General features: G+C 58.4%; 15 protein-coding genes. 13 read left to right on the top strand and 2 right to left on the bottom strand.

The genetic code is table 11. The annotated features are described in order from the left end of the window. Window position 1: 1 nt before the first annotated feature. Window positions 2–907: an ACP S-malonyltransferase gene (fabD, locus tag P3B99_001795; GenBank protein ID WYJ07862.1), complete on the top strand. Its 906-nt coding sequence runs from the start codon at window positions 2–4 to the stop codon at window positions 905–907. A gap of 268 nt (window positions 908–1,175) precedes the next feature. Here fabD and rpmG read toward each other — a convergent pair whose 3' ends face one another. Both rpmG and dapF read right to left on the bottom strand, forming a co-directional pair. Beyond that, a complete protein-coding gene (gene rpmG / locus P3B99_001790) occupies window positions 1,176–1,349 on the bottom strand; it encodes a 50S ribosomal protein L33 (GenBank protein WYJ07861.1) in 174 nt (57 codons plus the stop codon). Between the two features lie 147 nt (window positions 1,350–1,496). Then, complete coding sequence (dapF, locus tag P3B99_001785; GenBank protein ID WYJ07860.1) at window positions 1,497–2,354, bottom strand: diaminopimelate epimerase; 858 nt, start codon at window positions 2,352–2,354, stop codon at window positions 1,497–1,499. A 107-nt stretch (window positions 2,355–2,461) separates the two neighbouring features. Here dapF and bioB point away from each other — a divergent pair, with 107 nt between their 5' ends. The 12 genes from bioB (at window position 2,462) to P3B99_001725 (ending at window position 16,225) form a co-directional block, all read left to right on the top strand. Then, window positions 2,462–3,409, top strand: a complete 948-nt coding sequence (bioB, locus tag P3B99_001780) for a biotin synthase BioB (GenBank protein WYJ07859.1) — start codon at window positions 2,462–2,464, stop codon at window positions 3,407–3,409. Next, window positions 3,399–4,667, top strand: coding sequence for an adenosylmethionine--8-amino-7-oxononanoate transaminase (gene bioA / locus P3B99_001775; protein ID WYJ07858.1), 1,269 nt, complete (start codon window positions 3,399–3,401; stop codon window positions 4,665–4,667). The genes bioB and bioA overlap by 11 nt, the downstream gene beginning before the upstream one ends. Before the next feature lie 38 nt (window positions 4,668–4,705). Next, window positions 4,706–5,839: an 8-amino-7-oxononanoate synthase gene (locus P3B99_001770; GenBank protein ID WYJ07857.1), complete on the top strand. Its 1,134-nt coding sequence runs from the start codon at window positions 4,706–4,708 to the stop codon at window positions 5,837–5,839. Beyond that, complete coding sequence (bioC, locus tag P3B99_001765) at window positions 5,836–7,230, top strand: malonyl-ACP O-methyltransferase BioC (GenBank protein WYJ07856.1); 1,395 nt, start codon at window positions 5,836–5,838, stop codon at window positions 7,228–7,230. Before P3B99_001770 ends, bioC begins: the two co-directional genes overlap by 4 nt. Next, entirely contained in the window at window positions 7,227–7,859 is a 633-nt protein-coding gene (gene bioD, locus P3B99_001760; protein WYJ07855.1) for a dethiobiotin synthase, read from the top strand. The genes bioC and bioD overlap by 4 nt, the downstream gene beginning before the upstream one ends. Further along, the gene (locus tag P3B99_001755; protein ID WYJ07854.1) at window positions 7,856–8,524 is read left to right on the top strand and encodes an HAD family hydrolase; all 669 of its coding nucleotides are present in this window, start codon (window positions 7,856–7,858) and stop codon (window positions 8,522–8,524) included. The genes bioD and P3B99_001755 overlap by 4 nt, the downstream gene beginning before the upstream one ends. A 4-nt stretch (window positions 8,525–8,528) precedes the next feature. Beyond that, window positions 8,529–10,691 carry an ATP-dependent RecD-like DNA helicase gene (locus P3B99_001750; protein ID WYJ07853.1) on the top strand — a complete coding sequence of 721 codons (2,163 nt, stop codon included), beginning with the start codon at window positions 8,529–8,531 and terminating at the stop codon, window positions 10,689–10,691. Further along, a complete protein-coding gene (locus tag P3B99_001745) occupies window positions 10,616–11,578 on the top strand; it encodes a phosphatidylserine decarboxylase (GenBank protein WYJ07852.1) in 963 nt (320 codons plus the stop codon). Before P3B99_001750 ends, P3B99_001745 begins: the two co-directional genes overlap by 76 nt. A gap of 132 nt (window positions 11,579–11,710) precedes the next feature. Then, window positions 11,711–12,541, top strand: a complete 831-nt coding sequence (locus P3B99_001740; protein ID WYJ07851.1) for a sugar phosphate isomerase/epimerase — start codon at window positions 11,711–11,713, stop codon at window positions 12,539–12,541. A 169-nt stretch (window positions 12,542–12,710) separates the two neighbouring features. Next, window positions 12,711–14,309: a phosphoglycerate dehydrogenase gene (gene serA, locus P3B99_001735; protein ID WYJ07850.1), complete on the top strand. Its 1,599-nt coding sequence runs from the start codon at window positions 12,711–12,713 to the stop codon at window positions 14,307–14,309. 3 nt (window positions 14,310–14,312) lie between these two features. Further along, window positions 14,313–14,921: a glycerol-3-phosphate 1-O-acyltransferase PlsY gene (plsY, locus tag P3B99_001730; GenBank protein WYJ07849.1), complete on the top strand. Its 609-nt coding sequence runs from the start codon at window positions 14,313–14,315 to the stop codon at window positions 14,919–14,921. 5 nt (window positions 14,922–14,926) lie between these two features. Next, window positions 14,927–16,225, top strand: a complete 1,299-nt coding sequence (locus P3B99_001725) for a homoserine dehydrogenase (protein ID WYJ07848.1) — start codon at window positions 14,927–14,929, stop codon at window positions 16,223–16,225. Window positions 16,226–16,262: the final 37 nt, after the last annotated feature.

The following is a 16,262-nucleotide window of genomic DNA, read 5'->3' as shown; positions in this document are numbered from 1 at the left end:
TATGAAAACAGGATTATTGTTCTCTGGTCAGGGCGCGCAAAGCGTCGGAATGGCGAAATCGCTGTACGAAAACTACGCCTCCGTCAAGGAGCTGTTCAACTGCGCCGACGACACCCTCGGCTTCAAACTTTCGCAAATCTGCTTCGAAGGTCCGATGGCGGAACTTACAAAAACAAGCGTCTGCCAGCCCGCGCTCTATGTCCACGGAATCGCCGTGGTCAAAGTGCTCGAAGAACGCGGAATGCTGGGCAACGTCGTCGCCGCGCTGGGTCTTTCGCTCGGCGAGCTTACCGCGCACGCAATCGCGGGGACGTATTCGTTCGAGGACGGGCTGAAAATCGTCGCCGAACGCGGACGCCTCATGCAGGAGGCGTGCGACGCCACAAAGGGCGCAATGGCGAGCCTCATCGGCGGCACGCAGGAAAAGGTCGAGGGCTACTGCCGCGAATTCGACATCGACATGTCTAACCTCAACTGCCCCGGTCAAATCGTGATTTCGGGCGACGCCGAAAATGTCGCCCGCGCGGTCGAAGCCGCCAAGGAGCGTAAGGATTTCAAAATGGTAGTTCCGCTGAAAGTGGCGGGCGCGTACCACAGCAGACTCATGAAGCCCGCGCGGGACGCCTTCGAAAAATACCTCGAAAAATTCGAATTCAAGACGCCGAAAATCGCCGTCTTCACGAACGTCGTCGGCTCGCGCGTAAGCGACCCCGCCGACATCAAGGCGAACCTCGTAAAGCAGATAACAAGCACGGTGCGCTGGGCTGACTGCGTCGAGGCGTCGGCGAAACTTGGCGTGGAGCAGTTCTACGAATGCGGCCCCGGCGGGGTTCTTGCGGGCATGATGAAACGCATAAACAGAGACTACCCGATTCGCTCGTTCGCTGAAATCCGCGACTTTGAATAGGCAATCCCTCCGCAACTTCTTTTCCTCAAAACCCGCGCATATGCGCGGGTTTTTTTGTTTGCGCTTGCCGTGCGAGGCAAAGCGCGGAAGTCGGCCTTCCCGTTGGATTGGTAGTCTGTTTTGTTTCGCACTGTTTGCGGCTTTTCGCAATTTTCCCGCGTCTACACGCGAATGCGTTTTGGGGGAGTAGGGGGGAAACGTTTTTGCCGGCATGCGGCGTTTCGCGCGGGCACAAAAAAACCCGCGTTTTAAGCGCGGGTTAAAAAAACTATTTCTTGATTTCCTTGTGAAGCGTTCTGCGTTTGAGCGAAGGATTGTACTTCATCTTTTCAACCTTCTTGCCGTCGGGCTTGCGCGGGTTGCGCGTAGTCATATAGCGCGAAGGGGATTTGCCTTCTTTGCGTGCTTCTGTGCATTCGATGATAACGATTTCTCTGGGCATAAATTTACCTTTTCTGTCTGATTTTTAAAATATCTTTCGCATATTGCCGAAAGCCCGCGAGTCTTTCAAGCTAAATTTTTCGCAAATTTCCGAAAAACGCGCGGCTTCCAAAAACCGCCCTCCGTTTCCGAAAGGCGTTTTGCACTCTCAAAGCGGAACGCTCTGCGAGAGCACTTCGGGCGACATCTCGTAGACGCCGACGGGCGTTGCGGGGCCGGTCATTGTAATCGAGAAGTCGGGGGCGATTTTAATGGATAGGTCGCCGCCCTCCATGTGCACGGTGATGTCGCCGTCGCAAAGTCCGAGCTTGTGGGCGACCGACGCCGCCGCGCTCGAGCTGCTGCCCGACGCGAGCGTGTATCCCGCGCCGCGCTCCCAAATTTCGATTTTGATGTTGTTGCGGTCGAGCACCTGCAAGAACTGCACGTTTGTGCGGTTCGGGAAAAGCGATGTCATGTTTTCGATTTTCGGGCCGAGCCTGTGCGCGATTTCCGACGAAACGCTGTCCATCGGAAGCACGCAGTGGGGATTCCCGACCGTCGCGCAGCAGTATTTGTATTTCCGCCCGTCGATTTCGAACTCTTTGTTCACCACTTCGCCCGTCGCGCCGAGCACGGGGATTTTCGCGGCGTCGAAGCTCACATGCCCCATTTCGACCGTAATCGAATTTCCGCCCTTCGAAACGACGCATTTTACGACGCCGCCGAGGGTGTCAACCGTAAAGGGAACGTCCTCCTTCACGCGCTTAGTGTCGAAGAGGTAGCGCGAGAAAATGCGAAGCCCGTTGCCGCTTTTTTCGGCTTCGGAGGCGTCGGGGTTGAGGATTCTCAGCTTGAAGTCGGCCTTGTCCGACTTTTCGGGCCCGAAGAGTATTCCGTCGGAGCCGAGACCGAAATTGCGGTGGCAGATTTTCACGACGTCGATGCCTTCGGGCATTTCGGGGCAGTCGAGCGGGTCGAGCACCAGATAGTCGTTGCCGAGTGCGTGGTATTTGGAGAATTTCATAATGCGTGCAAGTTGTACTTTGCCGCCGCCCGATTTCAAGAATTTTTTTGCGCCCCGCGAATTATTTGACACGCCCGAAAAATCTGCTTTCATGGCGGATTTTGAATATGGAATTATCCGCAAAAATCATAAACGGCGGACGGCTTTCGCGCGAGGAGGCCGAGTCGCTTCCCTCAAAATACGCGCTCGACGAGCTCTGCGCGGCGGCGGACGAGGTGCGGACGCATTTTCTCGGCCGTTATGTCGATACATGCTCCATAATGAACGCGCGTTCGGGCAGATGCTCCGAGAACTGCAAGTGGTGCGCGCAGTCGGCGCATTACTCCACGGGCTGCGGCGTGTACGACTACGTTTCCGCCGACGACGCCCTCGAACACGCCGAATTTTTCAAAAAGCGCGGCGTGCGCCGCTTTTCGCTCGTAACCAGCGGGCGCAGCGTGTCGGACGCCGACCTGCAAAAGCTCTGCGACGCTTTCGAAAAAATGCGCGACATGGGCGGAATAGAGCTTTGCGGCTCGTTCGGACTTCTCACAAAGCCGCAGTTCGAGCGGCTCGCGGCGGCGGGAATGACGCGCTTCCACTGCAATCTCGAAACCGCGCCGTCGTACTTTCCCAAACTCTGCACGACGCACACGATTGAAGACAAAATAGCCTCAATCGGCGCGGCGCGTTCGGCGGGGCTTAGCATTTGCAGCGGCGGAATCATCGGAATGGGCGAGTCTTTCGCCCAGCGAGTCGAGCTTGCCGATACCCTCGCGAAGCTCGATGTGGACTCCATTCCCATGAACATTTTGCAGCCCATAAAAGGCACTCCGCTCGAAAACACCCCGCCGCTTCCGACCGACGAAATCCTGCTTGCGTTCGCCGTGTTCAGGCTGATGAACCCGCGCGCGCATATCCGCTTTGCTGGCGGGAGGGCTGCAATCCGCGGCGTTCAGGAGCGCGCGCTCCGCTCGGGCGTAAGCGCGATCCTCATGGGCGACATGCTCACAACGGTGGGGTCGTCGCTCGATTCCGACTTCAAGATGCTCGACAGGCTCGGCTATGAATATTGACGAAATCATCTCCCTCGACGCCCGCCGCGTCTGGCACCCCTACGCGAGCACAAAGAATCCCCCGCGCCCCTATGTGGTGGAATCGGCGGAGGGCGCGGAACTCACGCTTGCCGACGGGCGGAAAGTCGTAGACGGAATGTCGTCGTGGTGGGCTGTCGCCTACGGATACCGCAACCCGAAAATCGACGCGGCGGTAAGGGCGCAGATTTCGAAAATGAGCCATGTGATGTTCGGCGGGCTTACGCACGGGGGAGCGGTGAAGCTTGCCGCAACGCTCTCCGACATGACGGGGCTTGGGCGCGTGTTCTTCTGCGATTCGGGTTCGGTTTCGGTTGAGGTCGCAATGAAAATGGCTCTCCAATTTTGGCGGGCGAAGGGCGACTCGAAGAAAACAAAATTCGCGACCGCCCGCGGCGGATATCACGGCGACACTTGGCACGCGATGTCCGTCTGCGACCCCGTCAACGGCATGCACTCGCTGTTTTCGGGGGGGCTGCCGATAAACTTTTTTGCGCAGCGTCCAGAGTCGCGCTTCGACGGCGAATGGGACGCGTCCGACGCCGAAGCCGTGCGCGGGCTTTTCGAGTCCCACGCGGGCGAAATTGCGGCGTTCATAATAGAGCCGATAGTGCAGGGCGCGGGCGGCATGCGCTTCTACCACCCGCAGTATCTGCGCGAAATTCGCAAACTTTGCGACGAATTTTCGGTGCTGCTGATTCTCGACGAAATCGCGACGGGCTTCGGGCGTTCTGGCAAAATGTTCGCCAACGAATGGGCCGGCGTTCGCCCCGACATCATGTGTCTTGGCAAGGCTCTCACGGGCGGATACCTGAGCTTCGCCGCAACCCTCGCCGACGATTCGATAGCCGACATAATTTCGGGTTTCGGCGTGGGAACATTCATGCATGGTCCGACTTTCATGGCAAACCCGCTCGCGTGCGCGGCGGCGAACGCGGCGGTCGAAATTGCGCGGACGGGCGGAATTTTGGAGCGCGTGGCTGAAATCGAAAAGACTTTGAAGCGCGGACTCCTGCCGCTTGCGGAGCGGAAATCCGTCGCCGACGCCCGCGTTCTCGGCGCGATAGGCGTGCTCGAAATGCGCGAGCCTATCGACGTTCCCGCCGTTCAGGAAAAACTCGTCGCCCGCGGCGTGTGGCTGCGCCCGTTCGGCAGACTTTTATACACAATGCCGCCGTATGTAGCTTCCGATTCGCAGTTGGAGGCGATTGTCGGCGCGATGTCGGAGGTCGCGGAATAGGGCAATGTTTGCGGGCAAACGAAAGGCTTTGGGGTAAGATGTTCGGCTTTGAAGACAGGCTCGAATCAATCTCGCGCGCGGGCGCGTACCGCAGGGTGCGCCGCGCGGACGTGTCGGGCGCGCGCATCGAGGAGGACGGGCGGCGGCTCGTTGATTTTTCGAGCAACGACTACCTCGGAATTTCGGGGCGGATTGACTGGCAGCGCGAGTTTTTGAAGGGGCTTTCGGGTTCGGAAAAATACCTGATGGGCTCGCTGTCGTCGCGCCTGTTGGGCTGCAATTCGTCGGCGTTCGACGACTTCGAAAAAACCGTTTCCGACGAATATTCGCGGGCGTGGAACGCGGAGAAATCGTGCCTGCTCTTCAACTGCGGCTACCACGCAAATTCGGGGATAATCCCCGCGCTCGCCACCTCGCGCGACCTCGTTCTTGCCGACAAACTTTCGCACGCAAGCCTCATCGACGCCCTCAAACTCACCGACGCAAAATGGCTGCGCTTCCCGCACAACGACCTCGACAGGCTCGAGGAAATACTGCGCCGCCGCCGCGCGGAATTCGAGAACGTCTACATCGTAACCGAATCGGTTTTCAGCATGGACGGCGACTTCTGCGACCTGCGCAGGCTCTCGGAAATCAGGCGCGAGTTCGGCGCGTTTTTGTATGTAGACGAAGCCCACGCCTTCGGGCTTTACGGCGCGGGCGGCTTGGGCAGGTCGGTCGGCTTCGACGTCGATTTGGCGATGTGCACGCTCGGCAAGGCGGCGGCGTCGGAGGGGGCGTTTGCGCTGTGCTCCGCCGAGACGCGCGAAATGCTCGTCAACCGCTGCCGCACGTTCATTTATTCGACCGCGCTTTCGCCGGTTTCCGCGCGTTGGTCGCGCTTCGTGTTCGAAAAAATTTTGGGCATGGACGCCGAGCGCGAACATTTGCAGAAAATTTCCGCCGCGTTCAGGTCGGCTGTGTCGGGCGTTTTGGGCGAATCGCAAATCGCGCCCGTGTCGACTGCTGGACGCGCCCTCGAAATTTCCGCGGCGATGGAGTCGCGCGGCTTCCGCGTGCCCGCGATAAGAAAACCGACCGTTCCGACCGAACGCCTGCGCTTTTCGTTTTCCGCCGCGCATTCCGAATCGGACGTGCTTGCGGCGGCAAAGGCATTGGGGGAACTGTCGTGAAATTCAGGTGGATTAGACGCGCAAATTCGAAGACGCTCGTGGCGTTTTTCGGCGGCTTTGCCTGCGACGAAAACATTTTGTCGCGCACATACATTCCCGAAGACTGCGACGTTGCGGCGTTCTTCGACTACCGCGGGCTTGAAACCGATTTCGATTTCGGAGCGTACAAAAACGTCGGGGTCGTGGCGTGGTCTTTCGGAGTGTGGGTTGCGGATTTCCTTTCCGAAAGAATCGGGCGGACGCTCGTCCGCATAGCAATCAACGGCTCGCCGTACCCCGTAGACGCCGAACGCGGGATTCCGCCGGCGGTGTTCGAAAAAACCGTAGACAATTTCGGCGAGGCGGCGCGCGTAAAATTCATGCGGCGCGTGTGCGGAGGGGCGGCGGAATACGCCGAGTTGGAGGGGCTTTTTGCGCGGCGCGGCGCGGACGAATTGAGGGAGGAGCTTGAATTTCTGCGCGGCGCTTTCGCCCGTGAAAAAACTCCGCGCAAACCGTGGGACATCGCCTACGCTTCGCGCGAGGACAAAATTTTCCCCGTGGAAAACCTCAGGCGCGTCTGGGGAGACTCCCTGCGCGTCTGCGAGGGCGAGCATTTGAGCCCGCCGCTCTTCGGGCTTGCAATCGCCGCAGTTTCGGCGCGGGCGTCGGCGACGGCGCGGGGCTTCGAGCGGCGCATTGAAACGTATTCGCAAAACGCGTTCGTGCAGCGCGAGGTTGCGGAGTCTCTCGCGGACGCTTTCGCGGAGTTCGCGCCGCCGTCGCTTTCGCCCGCAAACGTGCTCGAAATCGGCTGCGGCACGGGCTTTCTTACCTCCGCGCTTTCGCCGAAATTTCCGTCGGCGAAGTGGTTTTTGAACGACATCTCGGAGAAGATGTGCGAATGCGCGGCGAAGTCCGTCGCGGGGGAATTCGAAATACGCGCGGGCGACTTCATGCACGCGGAATTTTCCGAAAAGATGGACGCCGTGCTGTCGTCGTCGTGCTTCCAGTGGATTCCCGACCTGCGCGGGCTTTTCGGCAAAATATCGCGCGTTTCGTCGGACGGCGCGGTTTTGGCGTTTTCGACATTCGGAGCGAAAAACTACCCGCAGATACGAAGCCTTGTAGGCGGCGGCTTGGAATACCGTACGCCCTACGAAATCAGGGACGCGCTCGCGGCGGCGGGGTACTCTGTGCTCTACTGCGCGGAGGACATTCTCGACGCGTTTTTCCCGACGCCCAAAGACGTGTTGCGGCACATCAAATCGACGGGGGTCAACGGCAGGTTTTCGCGCTTTTGGACGCCGAAAAAATTCGCCGAATTCTCGAAGGCGTACACCGACAATTTTTCGGACGGCAACGGCGTCGTCCTGACATACAACCCGATTTACATCATAGCGGAAAAATGAAATTCTTTGTAAGCGGAACGGATACAAACATAGGAAAGACGGCGGCGACGGGCTGGCTCGCCCGCCGATACGCCGAACGCGGGCTGAAAGTCGCCACGCAGAAGCTCGTGCAGACGGGCTGCGGGGGAATCTCGGAGGACATTCTGGAGCATAGGCGCATCATGGGCTGCGGCGTTCTGCCGTGCGACGCCGACTTCACTACGTGCAGGTACGTTTTCAAATACCCCGCCTCGCCCCACCTTGCGGCGGCAATGGAGGGCGCGACGCTCGACTTAGACGCGCTCGCCTCCGACACCGCAAAGCTGGAAGAGGCTTTCGACGTCGTTCTCGTAGAGGGCGCGGGCGGGCTTGGCGTGCCGCTGAAAGAGGGTTTTACCACGGCGGACTACATCGCAAAATACGCCATGCCGCTCTGGCTTGTAGTGCCGTCGAAGCTCGGCAGTTTGAGCCACGCGCTGATGTCGCTCGAATACTGCGCGTCGCGCGGGATAAAACTTGCGGGGATAGTCTACAACACATTCCCGAAAGCGCCCGCGGAAATCGAAAAATCCACCCGCGAATACCTCGCGGCGGAGCTTGCGCGGTCGTGGAAAGGCGCGGAACTTTTGGAACTCGGAGAACTGAAATGAAATACAAGGCGGTACTTTTCGACTTGGACGGAACGCTAATCGGCAACTATGTGGCAATCCACAAATGCCTTTGCGAAGCATTCGCCGAATTCGGAATTCCCAACCCGACATACGACACCGTTTTCCACACGGTCGGCGGGTCGATTCTGATTACGATAAAAAAAATCCTGAGAGACACGGGGTTTGAGGACAAGGCCTCCGACATCGGCGCGCGCTATCTGGAACTTTTCCCGAAGCATATTTTCGACGGGCTTACGATTATGCCGTACGCCCCCGAATTTCTCGCCGAGCTTAAAAAGCGCGGGCTTAAAATTGCGTGCTTTACAAACAAACAGCAGGAGGGCGCGGAGCCGATTCTCGAACGCACGAACCTGCGCGGATACCTCGACGCGGTAATCGGCACAACCCTCCACTCGCCGCGCAAGCCCGACAGGGCTTTCACCGCCTACGCGCTCGCCACTCTCGGCACCGAGGCTTCCGAAACTCTCGGCGTGGGCGACTCTCCCTACGACTACAAGGCAGCCCGCGTCTGCGGTTTGGACAGCGCCCTCGTGGCGACTGGCGGCGACTCCGCCGACTTCCTGAAATCGGAGTGCCCCGAAGCCGTCGGCGTTTTTTCCGACTTTAAAGACTTGGCAAAATCCCTCTTCGGCATCACTCTTTAACCGCATGGACGGCGCGAAAGTCAAAACCGAGGGCGTGGTGGAGCGCATAATTTTCTTCAACGAGGAAAATTTTTTCTGCATTGCCTCCATGCGCCCCAAGAACGGCAAGGGCGCGCCGATTACAATCGCGGGCGCAATGCCTTCGCTGCGCTGCGGCGAGACCGTCGAGGTCGAGGGCGAATGGCGCACGTCGGCGTACGGACGCCAGATAAAAGTGTCGTCGTTTTCGACGCGCCTGCCGTCGGAGGTTTACGGAATAGAAAAATATCTTGGTTCGGGGCTTGTCGATGGAATAGGGCCCGTGTACGCAAAAAAAATCGTCGAGCACTTCGGCGGGAGGACTCTCGAAATAATCGACACAGAGTCCGCGCGTCTTACCGAGGTCAGGGGAATCGGCGCGGCTCGCGCAAAGAAAATCAAGAAATCGTGGGACGAAAGCAGGGACTTGCGCTCCGTGATAATCGCCATGCGCTCGTACGGAATAGGGACTGCCACATGCGTGAAAATCGTCAAGCGTTTCGGCTCAGACTCCGCGCGTATCGTGCGCGAAGAGCCGTATACTCTCATGCGCGAAATAGACGGCATAGGCTTCAAAACCGCCGACATGATTGCAATCAACATCGGCATTCCCAACGAAAGCCCCGAACGCATACGCGCCGGCATTCTGCACTGCCTGTCGGAATCGGAGGAGGCGGGCGACACCTGCGCGCTGTTCGGCGAGCTTGTCTCGAAAACCTCCGCGCTGACCGAGGTCGATTCGCAAAAGTGCGCGGCGGAAATTTCCGCGCTGGTGGAGGAAGGCTCGCTGAAAAAAGTGGGCGAGGGCATGCTCCAAAGCCCGCAGCTCGACTACGCCGAAAGGAAAATCGCAACTTCGCTCAAACGCATACTCGAAACGCCGTCCGAGCTTCCGCCAATCAAGTTCGAAGCCGCCGCGCAGTGGGCGAACGACAGGGCGGCGTTCGACTTCGCGCCGGAGCAGACACGCGCGGTTGTGGAGGCTCTGCGCAACAAAGTATCGGTCATCACGGGCGGGCCGGGGACGGGCAAAACTACGATTTTACGCGCGGTTTGCGACATTCTCAAAATGAAGAAAATCACGCCTGTGCTCGCCGCTCCCACGGGGCGGGCGGCGCAGCGCATGGGAGAGTCGGCGGGGGTGGAGGCAAAGACAATCCACAGGCTTTTGGGCAGCGAGGACGGCAAGTTTGCCCACAACGAGTTCAAGCCGCTGCCCGCAAAATTCGTGGTGATTGACGAGGCGTCAATGCTCGACACAAAGCTTGCCGCCGCCGTGGTTTCGGCGGTGCCGAACGCCGCGCACATCGTGTTTGTGGGCGACATAGACCAGCTGCCGAGCGTGGGCGCGGGCAACGTTTTGAAGGACATCATAGCGTCGGGAAAATTCCCCGTGATACGCTTGGAGCGCATTTTCAGGCAGGGCGAGCGCAGCCAGATTGTAAAGGCAGCCCACGACATTCTCCACGGCTCCGACTCCACCGCGGAATTTCCTCCCAATTCGCTCAACTTCGCCGACCCCCGCCGCGACATCAACTTTATCCGCGCCGATACTCCCGACGACTGCGTGAAGCTCACGACAGCCCTAGTGCGCGACAAAATTCCCGCGTGGTACGGCTGCGACGCGTTTTCCGACGTGCAGGTGCTTGCGCCGATGCACAAGGGCGTTGCGGGGATTGAAAATTTCAACGCGTCGCTGAAAGCCGCGCTCAACCCGAACGCGAGGCCGATTTTCGGCGGCAGGCTGTCGGTGGGCGACAAGGTAATGCAGACGCGCAACAACTACGACTTGGACGTCTTCAACGGCGACACGGGCAGGATTGTCCGCGAGGCGGACGACGGCGCGGGGCTTGTTGTCGATTTCGACGGGCGGAAAATCGGCGTGCCGCGCTCCGACATGGCGGATTTGCAGCCCGCCTACGCAATCAGCATACACAAGTCGCAGGGGAGCGAATTTCCCGTGGTGGTGCTGCCGCTCATGCGCCAGCATTTCATGATGTTGCAGCGCAATTTGCTCTATACGGCGTTGACGCGCGGCAGAAAAAAGGTGTTTATTGTGGGCGAGGAGTCGGCGTGGAAGTCGGCGGTGAAAAACTCGCGAGCGTCGAAACGCAGAACGTATTTGAGGGAACGCTTGTCATGGGCATAAAAATCTACGATATCGAAAGGGCGGAATACGCCGAGGAAAAAGTGTGCGCGGAAGGCTCTCTGCGCTTCATGTACGAAAGCCCCGTCGGGCAGGCGGCGACGTCGCTTGTGTTCAAACGCGCGTTTTTTTCGCGCATGTGCGGCGCGTGGGCGGATTCCCGCGCAAGCCTGAAATCGGCGGAAAAGTTCGCCCGCGAAAACGGAATAAACATGGACGAAAGCCTCCTGCCGTTTTCGGCGTTCAAAACTTTCAACGACTTTTTTACGCGCGAACTCAAAGCCTCCGCGCGGCCCGTCGGGGGCGGCGCAAAAACGGTTTCGTTTCCGGGCGACGGCCGACACCTGCTTGTGCGCAACTTCGGGGCGTCGGACGTTTTCTACGCAAAGGGACAGCGTTTCGACATGGCGAAGTTTTTAGGCGACAAGTCGCTCGCGGCGCGTTTCGAGGGCGGCGACATGCTCGTTTCAAGGCTCAGCCCGCTCGACTACCACCGCTTTCACTATCCCGTGTCGGGCGAAATCTCCGCCCGCAGGAACGTAGACGGCTGGCTGTTTTCGGTAAGCCCTATTGCGCTCTCAAAGCGCATTTCGATTTTCTGGGAAAACAAGCGCGTGCTCAACCTCATCGACTCTCCCGAATTGGGCTTGTGCGCGTTCGCGGAAATCGGCGCGACAAACGTCGGAAGCATTGTGAATTTCGGCAAAATAGGCGACCGCGTTTCGCGTGGGGCGCAGGCGGGGCTGTTCAGGTTCGGCGGCTCGTGCTTGGTGTCGGTATTCCCGCCGAGCGCGAATTTGAAATGGAATCCCGCGCTTGCGGAAAAGTCGGCGGAATCGGTGGAATGCTACGCGCATGCAAACACAGCGTGCGCGGAAATTTCCCAATAAACGCGCCCGCATAAAATCCAGCCCGCAACGCATTCGGATACGCTCCGAACCGCGCCGCGCCCGCCGCGCGACGGTCTGACTTAACGTTTTTTGCTTGCGTTTCGGGCGTTCGTGCGGAATTTTTTTCGTCGTATGAAAAAACTTGCAATTATACTGACATTCGCGGCGGTTCTTACGGGCTGCGCAACGGTTTCCGAAAAGCCCGCAACGCAGCCGCGCAAAATCGCCGTCCAGATGTATTCGCTCAACAGGTTCACGCTGGAAGAGGCTCTCGAAAAACTCAAACCGCTGAAAATCGACACGGTGGAATGCTACCCCGGACAGCGTCTGAGCGCGAAATATCCCAAGGCGAAAGTAGGGCCTACGCTCAACGCGGAGGAACGCGCCTACATGAAAAAACTTCTCGCCGACGCGGGAGTCAAAATGCGCAGCTTCGGGGTAGTCAACGTAAACAAGCTCGATTTCAGCCAAATCGACCCGCTCTTCAAATTCGCAAAGGAAATGGGCGCGGAACGCATTCTAACCGAATCCGCCGTGTACTTCTTCCCCGAACTCGACAAGGCTGCCGAAAAATACGGCATGACGGTGCTAATCCACCACCACGCCACAAACGGCGCGCCGTATTGGGACACCGAATACTTCAAACGCCACTCGGCAAACTTCAAACACATAAAATACAATCCCGACCCCGGACACTGGGCGCGTTCGGGCATAGACCCCGTGAAGTCGCTTAAAGAGGTGGAAGGCAAAATCGCCGGAATCCACTTCAAGGACCAGCGCGAATTCGGCAACATCAAGAACCAGCCCGCGCCGTTCGGGAAGGGCGTTCTCGACGTAAAGGGCATGCTCGCCGAGCTGGACAGACAGGGCTTCGACGGCTACTACGTGATAGAGTACGAAGACAAGTGGCTCGACAACATTCCCGAAATTACCGAATGCGCGGAATTCCTCCGCAAAAATTAACGCCGGTAAATTTTCCGGAAAGGGCGGATTCGTTGCGAATCCGCCTTTTTTGCGCCCGCGGGCGGGGCGACGGGGGGATTTCAAATGCGCTTGACAAAGCGTCGGGGCGTGGCATTGTTTTTCGGCGTTAATCGAGTTGGAAAACAGTCCCGCGATTGACATTATAAATATGGAAAAATCAAAAGTACTCGTAGCCGACCCCATTTCTCCGAAAGGGGTCGAACTCCTCAAACAAAAGGGTTTCGACGTTGTCGAAGCCTACGGCTCCACTCCCGACCAGGTCAAGGAGCTTGTAAAAGACGCCGACGCGGTAATCGTCCGCTCGGAAACCAAAATCACCGCAGACGTCCTTGCGTGCGCAAAGAAGCTCAAAGCGGTAGGACGCGCGGGCGTGGGCGTCGACAATATCGACATTCCCGCCGCCTCCGAAAAGGGCGTCGTGGTAATGAACACCCCCACGGGCAACACAATCGCGACGGCGGAACTTACGTTCACGCACATGCTCTGCGGAACGCGCCCGATTGCGCAGGCAAACGCCTCGATTCACAGCGGCGTGTGGGACAGAAAATCTTTCAAGGGCACGGAGCTTAAAAACAAGGTTCTCGCGGTTCTCGGCATGGGACGCATCGGCACGGAAGTCGCAAAACGCGCAATGGCGTTCGGCATGAAAGTCGTAGCGTACGACCCCTTCCTGACGGAAGCCCGCGCAAAAACTCTGGGAGTGGAAATCGTACCCCTCGAAGATGCTTTCAAACGCGCAGACTATATTACGGTCCATATGCCCCTCACCGACGCAACCAAATACATGGTTGACGAAAAGGCTTTCGAAATGATGAAAAAGGGCGTGCGCGTCTTCAACTGCGCCCGCGGCGGAATCATCAAGGAAACCGCGCTCGTGGAAGCGCTCAAAAGCGGCAAAGTCGCGGCGGCCGGCTTGGACGTCTACGAATCCGAACCCCTCGCGAAAGACAGCCCCCTGCGCGATTTCCCGAACCTCGTTCTCACTCCGCACTTGGGCGCGTCCACAAAGGAGGCTCAGGAAAGCTGCGGCATCGAAGTTGCGGAAGTCATCGCCGACGCCCTCTCGACGGGCGCAATCCGCAACGCAATCAACAAGCCGTCAATCGACGCGGAATCCATGAAACAGATTTCCCCGTACATCGTGCTCTGCGAAAAGCTCGGCCTGTTTATCCAGCAGATTTCCCCCGAAAGAGTCCAGAAACTCACAATTAAATATTTCGGAAAACTCGGAAACATCGACAATAAAATCCTTACGCTCGCAGTCCAGAAGGGCTACCTCTCTAAGATTGCCGAAAACGCAAACGACGTCAACGCCCCCGCCAAGATGAAACACTTGGGCATCGAAGTCGAAAGCATCAACAGCAATGCCGACGTCGATTACGCCGAACTCGTCGAAGTTGTCGCAACCTGCGAAAAGGGCACGGTTCACAGCGCGGCTGGCACGGTAACGGGCAAGAGCGCGAAACCGCGCATCGTGCAAATCGGCTCGCGCCAGATGGAAGTCAACCCCTGCGGCGGCTGCGCAATGATTCTCAAAAATCAGGACACCCCCGGAATGGTCGGCCTTATCGGCACGATTCTCGGCAAGTACGGCTGCAACATCGCCAACATGTCGCTCTCGCGCGAAGAGGGCACGGGCAAGGCGCTTAGCGCGTTCGAGCTTGACGGCGTTCCGCAGACGCAGGCTCTCGACGAATTGAAGGCTCTGGCGCAGATTGAGGACGTCAAAGTAGTCGACTTCTCGTAGTATATGGGGTGGGTCGATTATATCGTAGTCGCGGCGGCGGGATACCTCTTGGGGTCGATTCCGTTTGCCGTGATTATCGCCCGCATGTGCGGCGTCGATATTTTCAAGGTCGGCAGCGGCAACCCCGGCGCGACGAACGTAAAGCGCAGCTGCGGCAAAACCGCGGGCAACCTGTGCTTTATTCTCGACGCCGCAAAGGGCTTCGCCGCGACTGCGTTCCCGCTGTACGCGGGCTGCTTCGGCATGGAGTTTTCCGCGCCGCAGACGCTTGCGTACGTCGGACTTGTGTCGGCGATAATCGGCCACTCGTTCTCGGTATTCGTAAAATTCAGGGGCGGCAAAGGCGTGGCGGTCACAATCGGCGGGCTTCTCGCAATAATGTGGGCGGCGATTTTAATCGGGCTTGTGTTGTGGGTTGTCGTGTTTTATTCGACGCGCTATGTTTCGCTTGCGTCAATCGCAATGGCGTTGGCGTTGCCTGTCGCCGCCGCTTTTTTGTATCCTTTTCCGGGTGCGCAGGTCTATATAGCGACGGCGATTGCCGTCGTGATTGTCGTAAGACACAGGAGCAACATCGCACGATTGATTAAAGGAACTGAAAACAGATTTTAAGCGCAATGGAAAAGAAAATTTTTAGAATCGGGTTTGTCGGAATGGGGACGGTCGCGCAGGGCGTCTGGAAACATCTCGAAAACAACTGCGGGCAAATGGCGGCGCGTCTCGGCGCAGACTACGAACTTGCAAAGGCGTCCGTCCGCGACATAAACAAAAAGCGCGGCGTGGAAATCCCGCGCGAAAAGCTCACTGAAAACCCGTACGACATCGTAAACGACCCGTCCATCGACATCGTGTGCGAGCTTATGGGCGGCACCGACGCCGCGTTCGACATCACGATGGCGGCGCTGAAAAACGGCAAGGTTGTTGTCAGCGCAAACAAGGCGGTAATCTGCAAGCGCGGCGCGGAGATTTTCGCGGCGGCGCGTAAATTCGGCGGCGCGTACTTTTTCGAGGCGAGCGTCGCTGGCGGCATTCCGATTATCAAGGTGCTGCGCGAGGGTCTTGTGGCGAACAGGTTTTCGCTCATCTACGGAATCCTCAACGGCACTTGCAACTACATTTTGACGCGCATGGAGCGCGAAAACGCGACCTACGAAACGATTATCGAGGACGCCCGCAGGCTCGGATACGTCGAAGCCGACGAGTCGCTCGACATCGACGGATGGGACGCCGCGCACAAAATTTGCATTCTGGCGTATCTGGCGCACGGGGTGTGGATTAACCCCGAAAACATGCTGGTTTCGGGCATTCGCGGAATCAGGCTTGAAGACATGCAGTGGGCGCGCGATTTCGACAGCCGCATTAAGCTGATTGCCTCCGTAAGGCGCAACCCCGACGGCGCGATTTTCGCGTCGGTCTACCCCGCGCTTCTGCCTTTGACCGACGTCGTGGCGAACGTCAACGAAGTCTACAACGCGGTTTCGCTTTCGGGCGACGTAGTGGGGCGCACTGTTCACATCGGGCGCGGGGCGGGGCAGGACGCCACCGCAAGTGCGGTCATCGCCGACATCGCCGACGCCGTCCGCTATCTCATGGGCGCGCCTGTGAGACCCTCGGCGGCGGTCGATACCCCCGCAAAGTTCGCGTCGCTCGACGAAGTTTCGGGCGAATTCTATTTGAGAATGGAAGTTCCCGACCAGTCGGGCGTGCTTGCGTCGATAGCTTCCGACTTGGCGTCGGAGGGCATTTCGATAGAGCTTTTGCAACAGCGCAAACACGACACAAAGGGCAAGGCTTGGCTGCTTTTGACGACCCACGCCACGACCGAAGCGGCAGTCAAACGCGCGTGCAAAAAACTGCGCGACGCCCGCTACGTCTGCGACGAACCGTTTGTGCTCCGCATTTGGCGCGGCGAGTGAGCCGCGCGAACCGCGCTTCGGCGTTCAGCTTTTCCTT

The organism is Opitutia bacterium KCR 482 (assembly GCA_029269845.2).
In the GTDB taxonomy this organism is placed as follows: Bacteria; Verrucomicrobiota; Verrucomicrobiia; order Opitutales; family Intestinicryptomonadaceae; genus Merdousia.
Note: the sequence above shows the minus strand (reverse complement) of the source record. Positions and strands in the feature narration are given on the sequence as shown.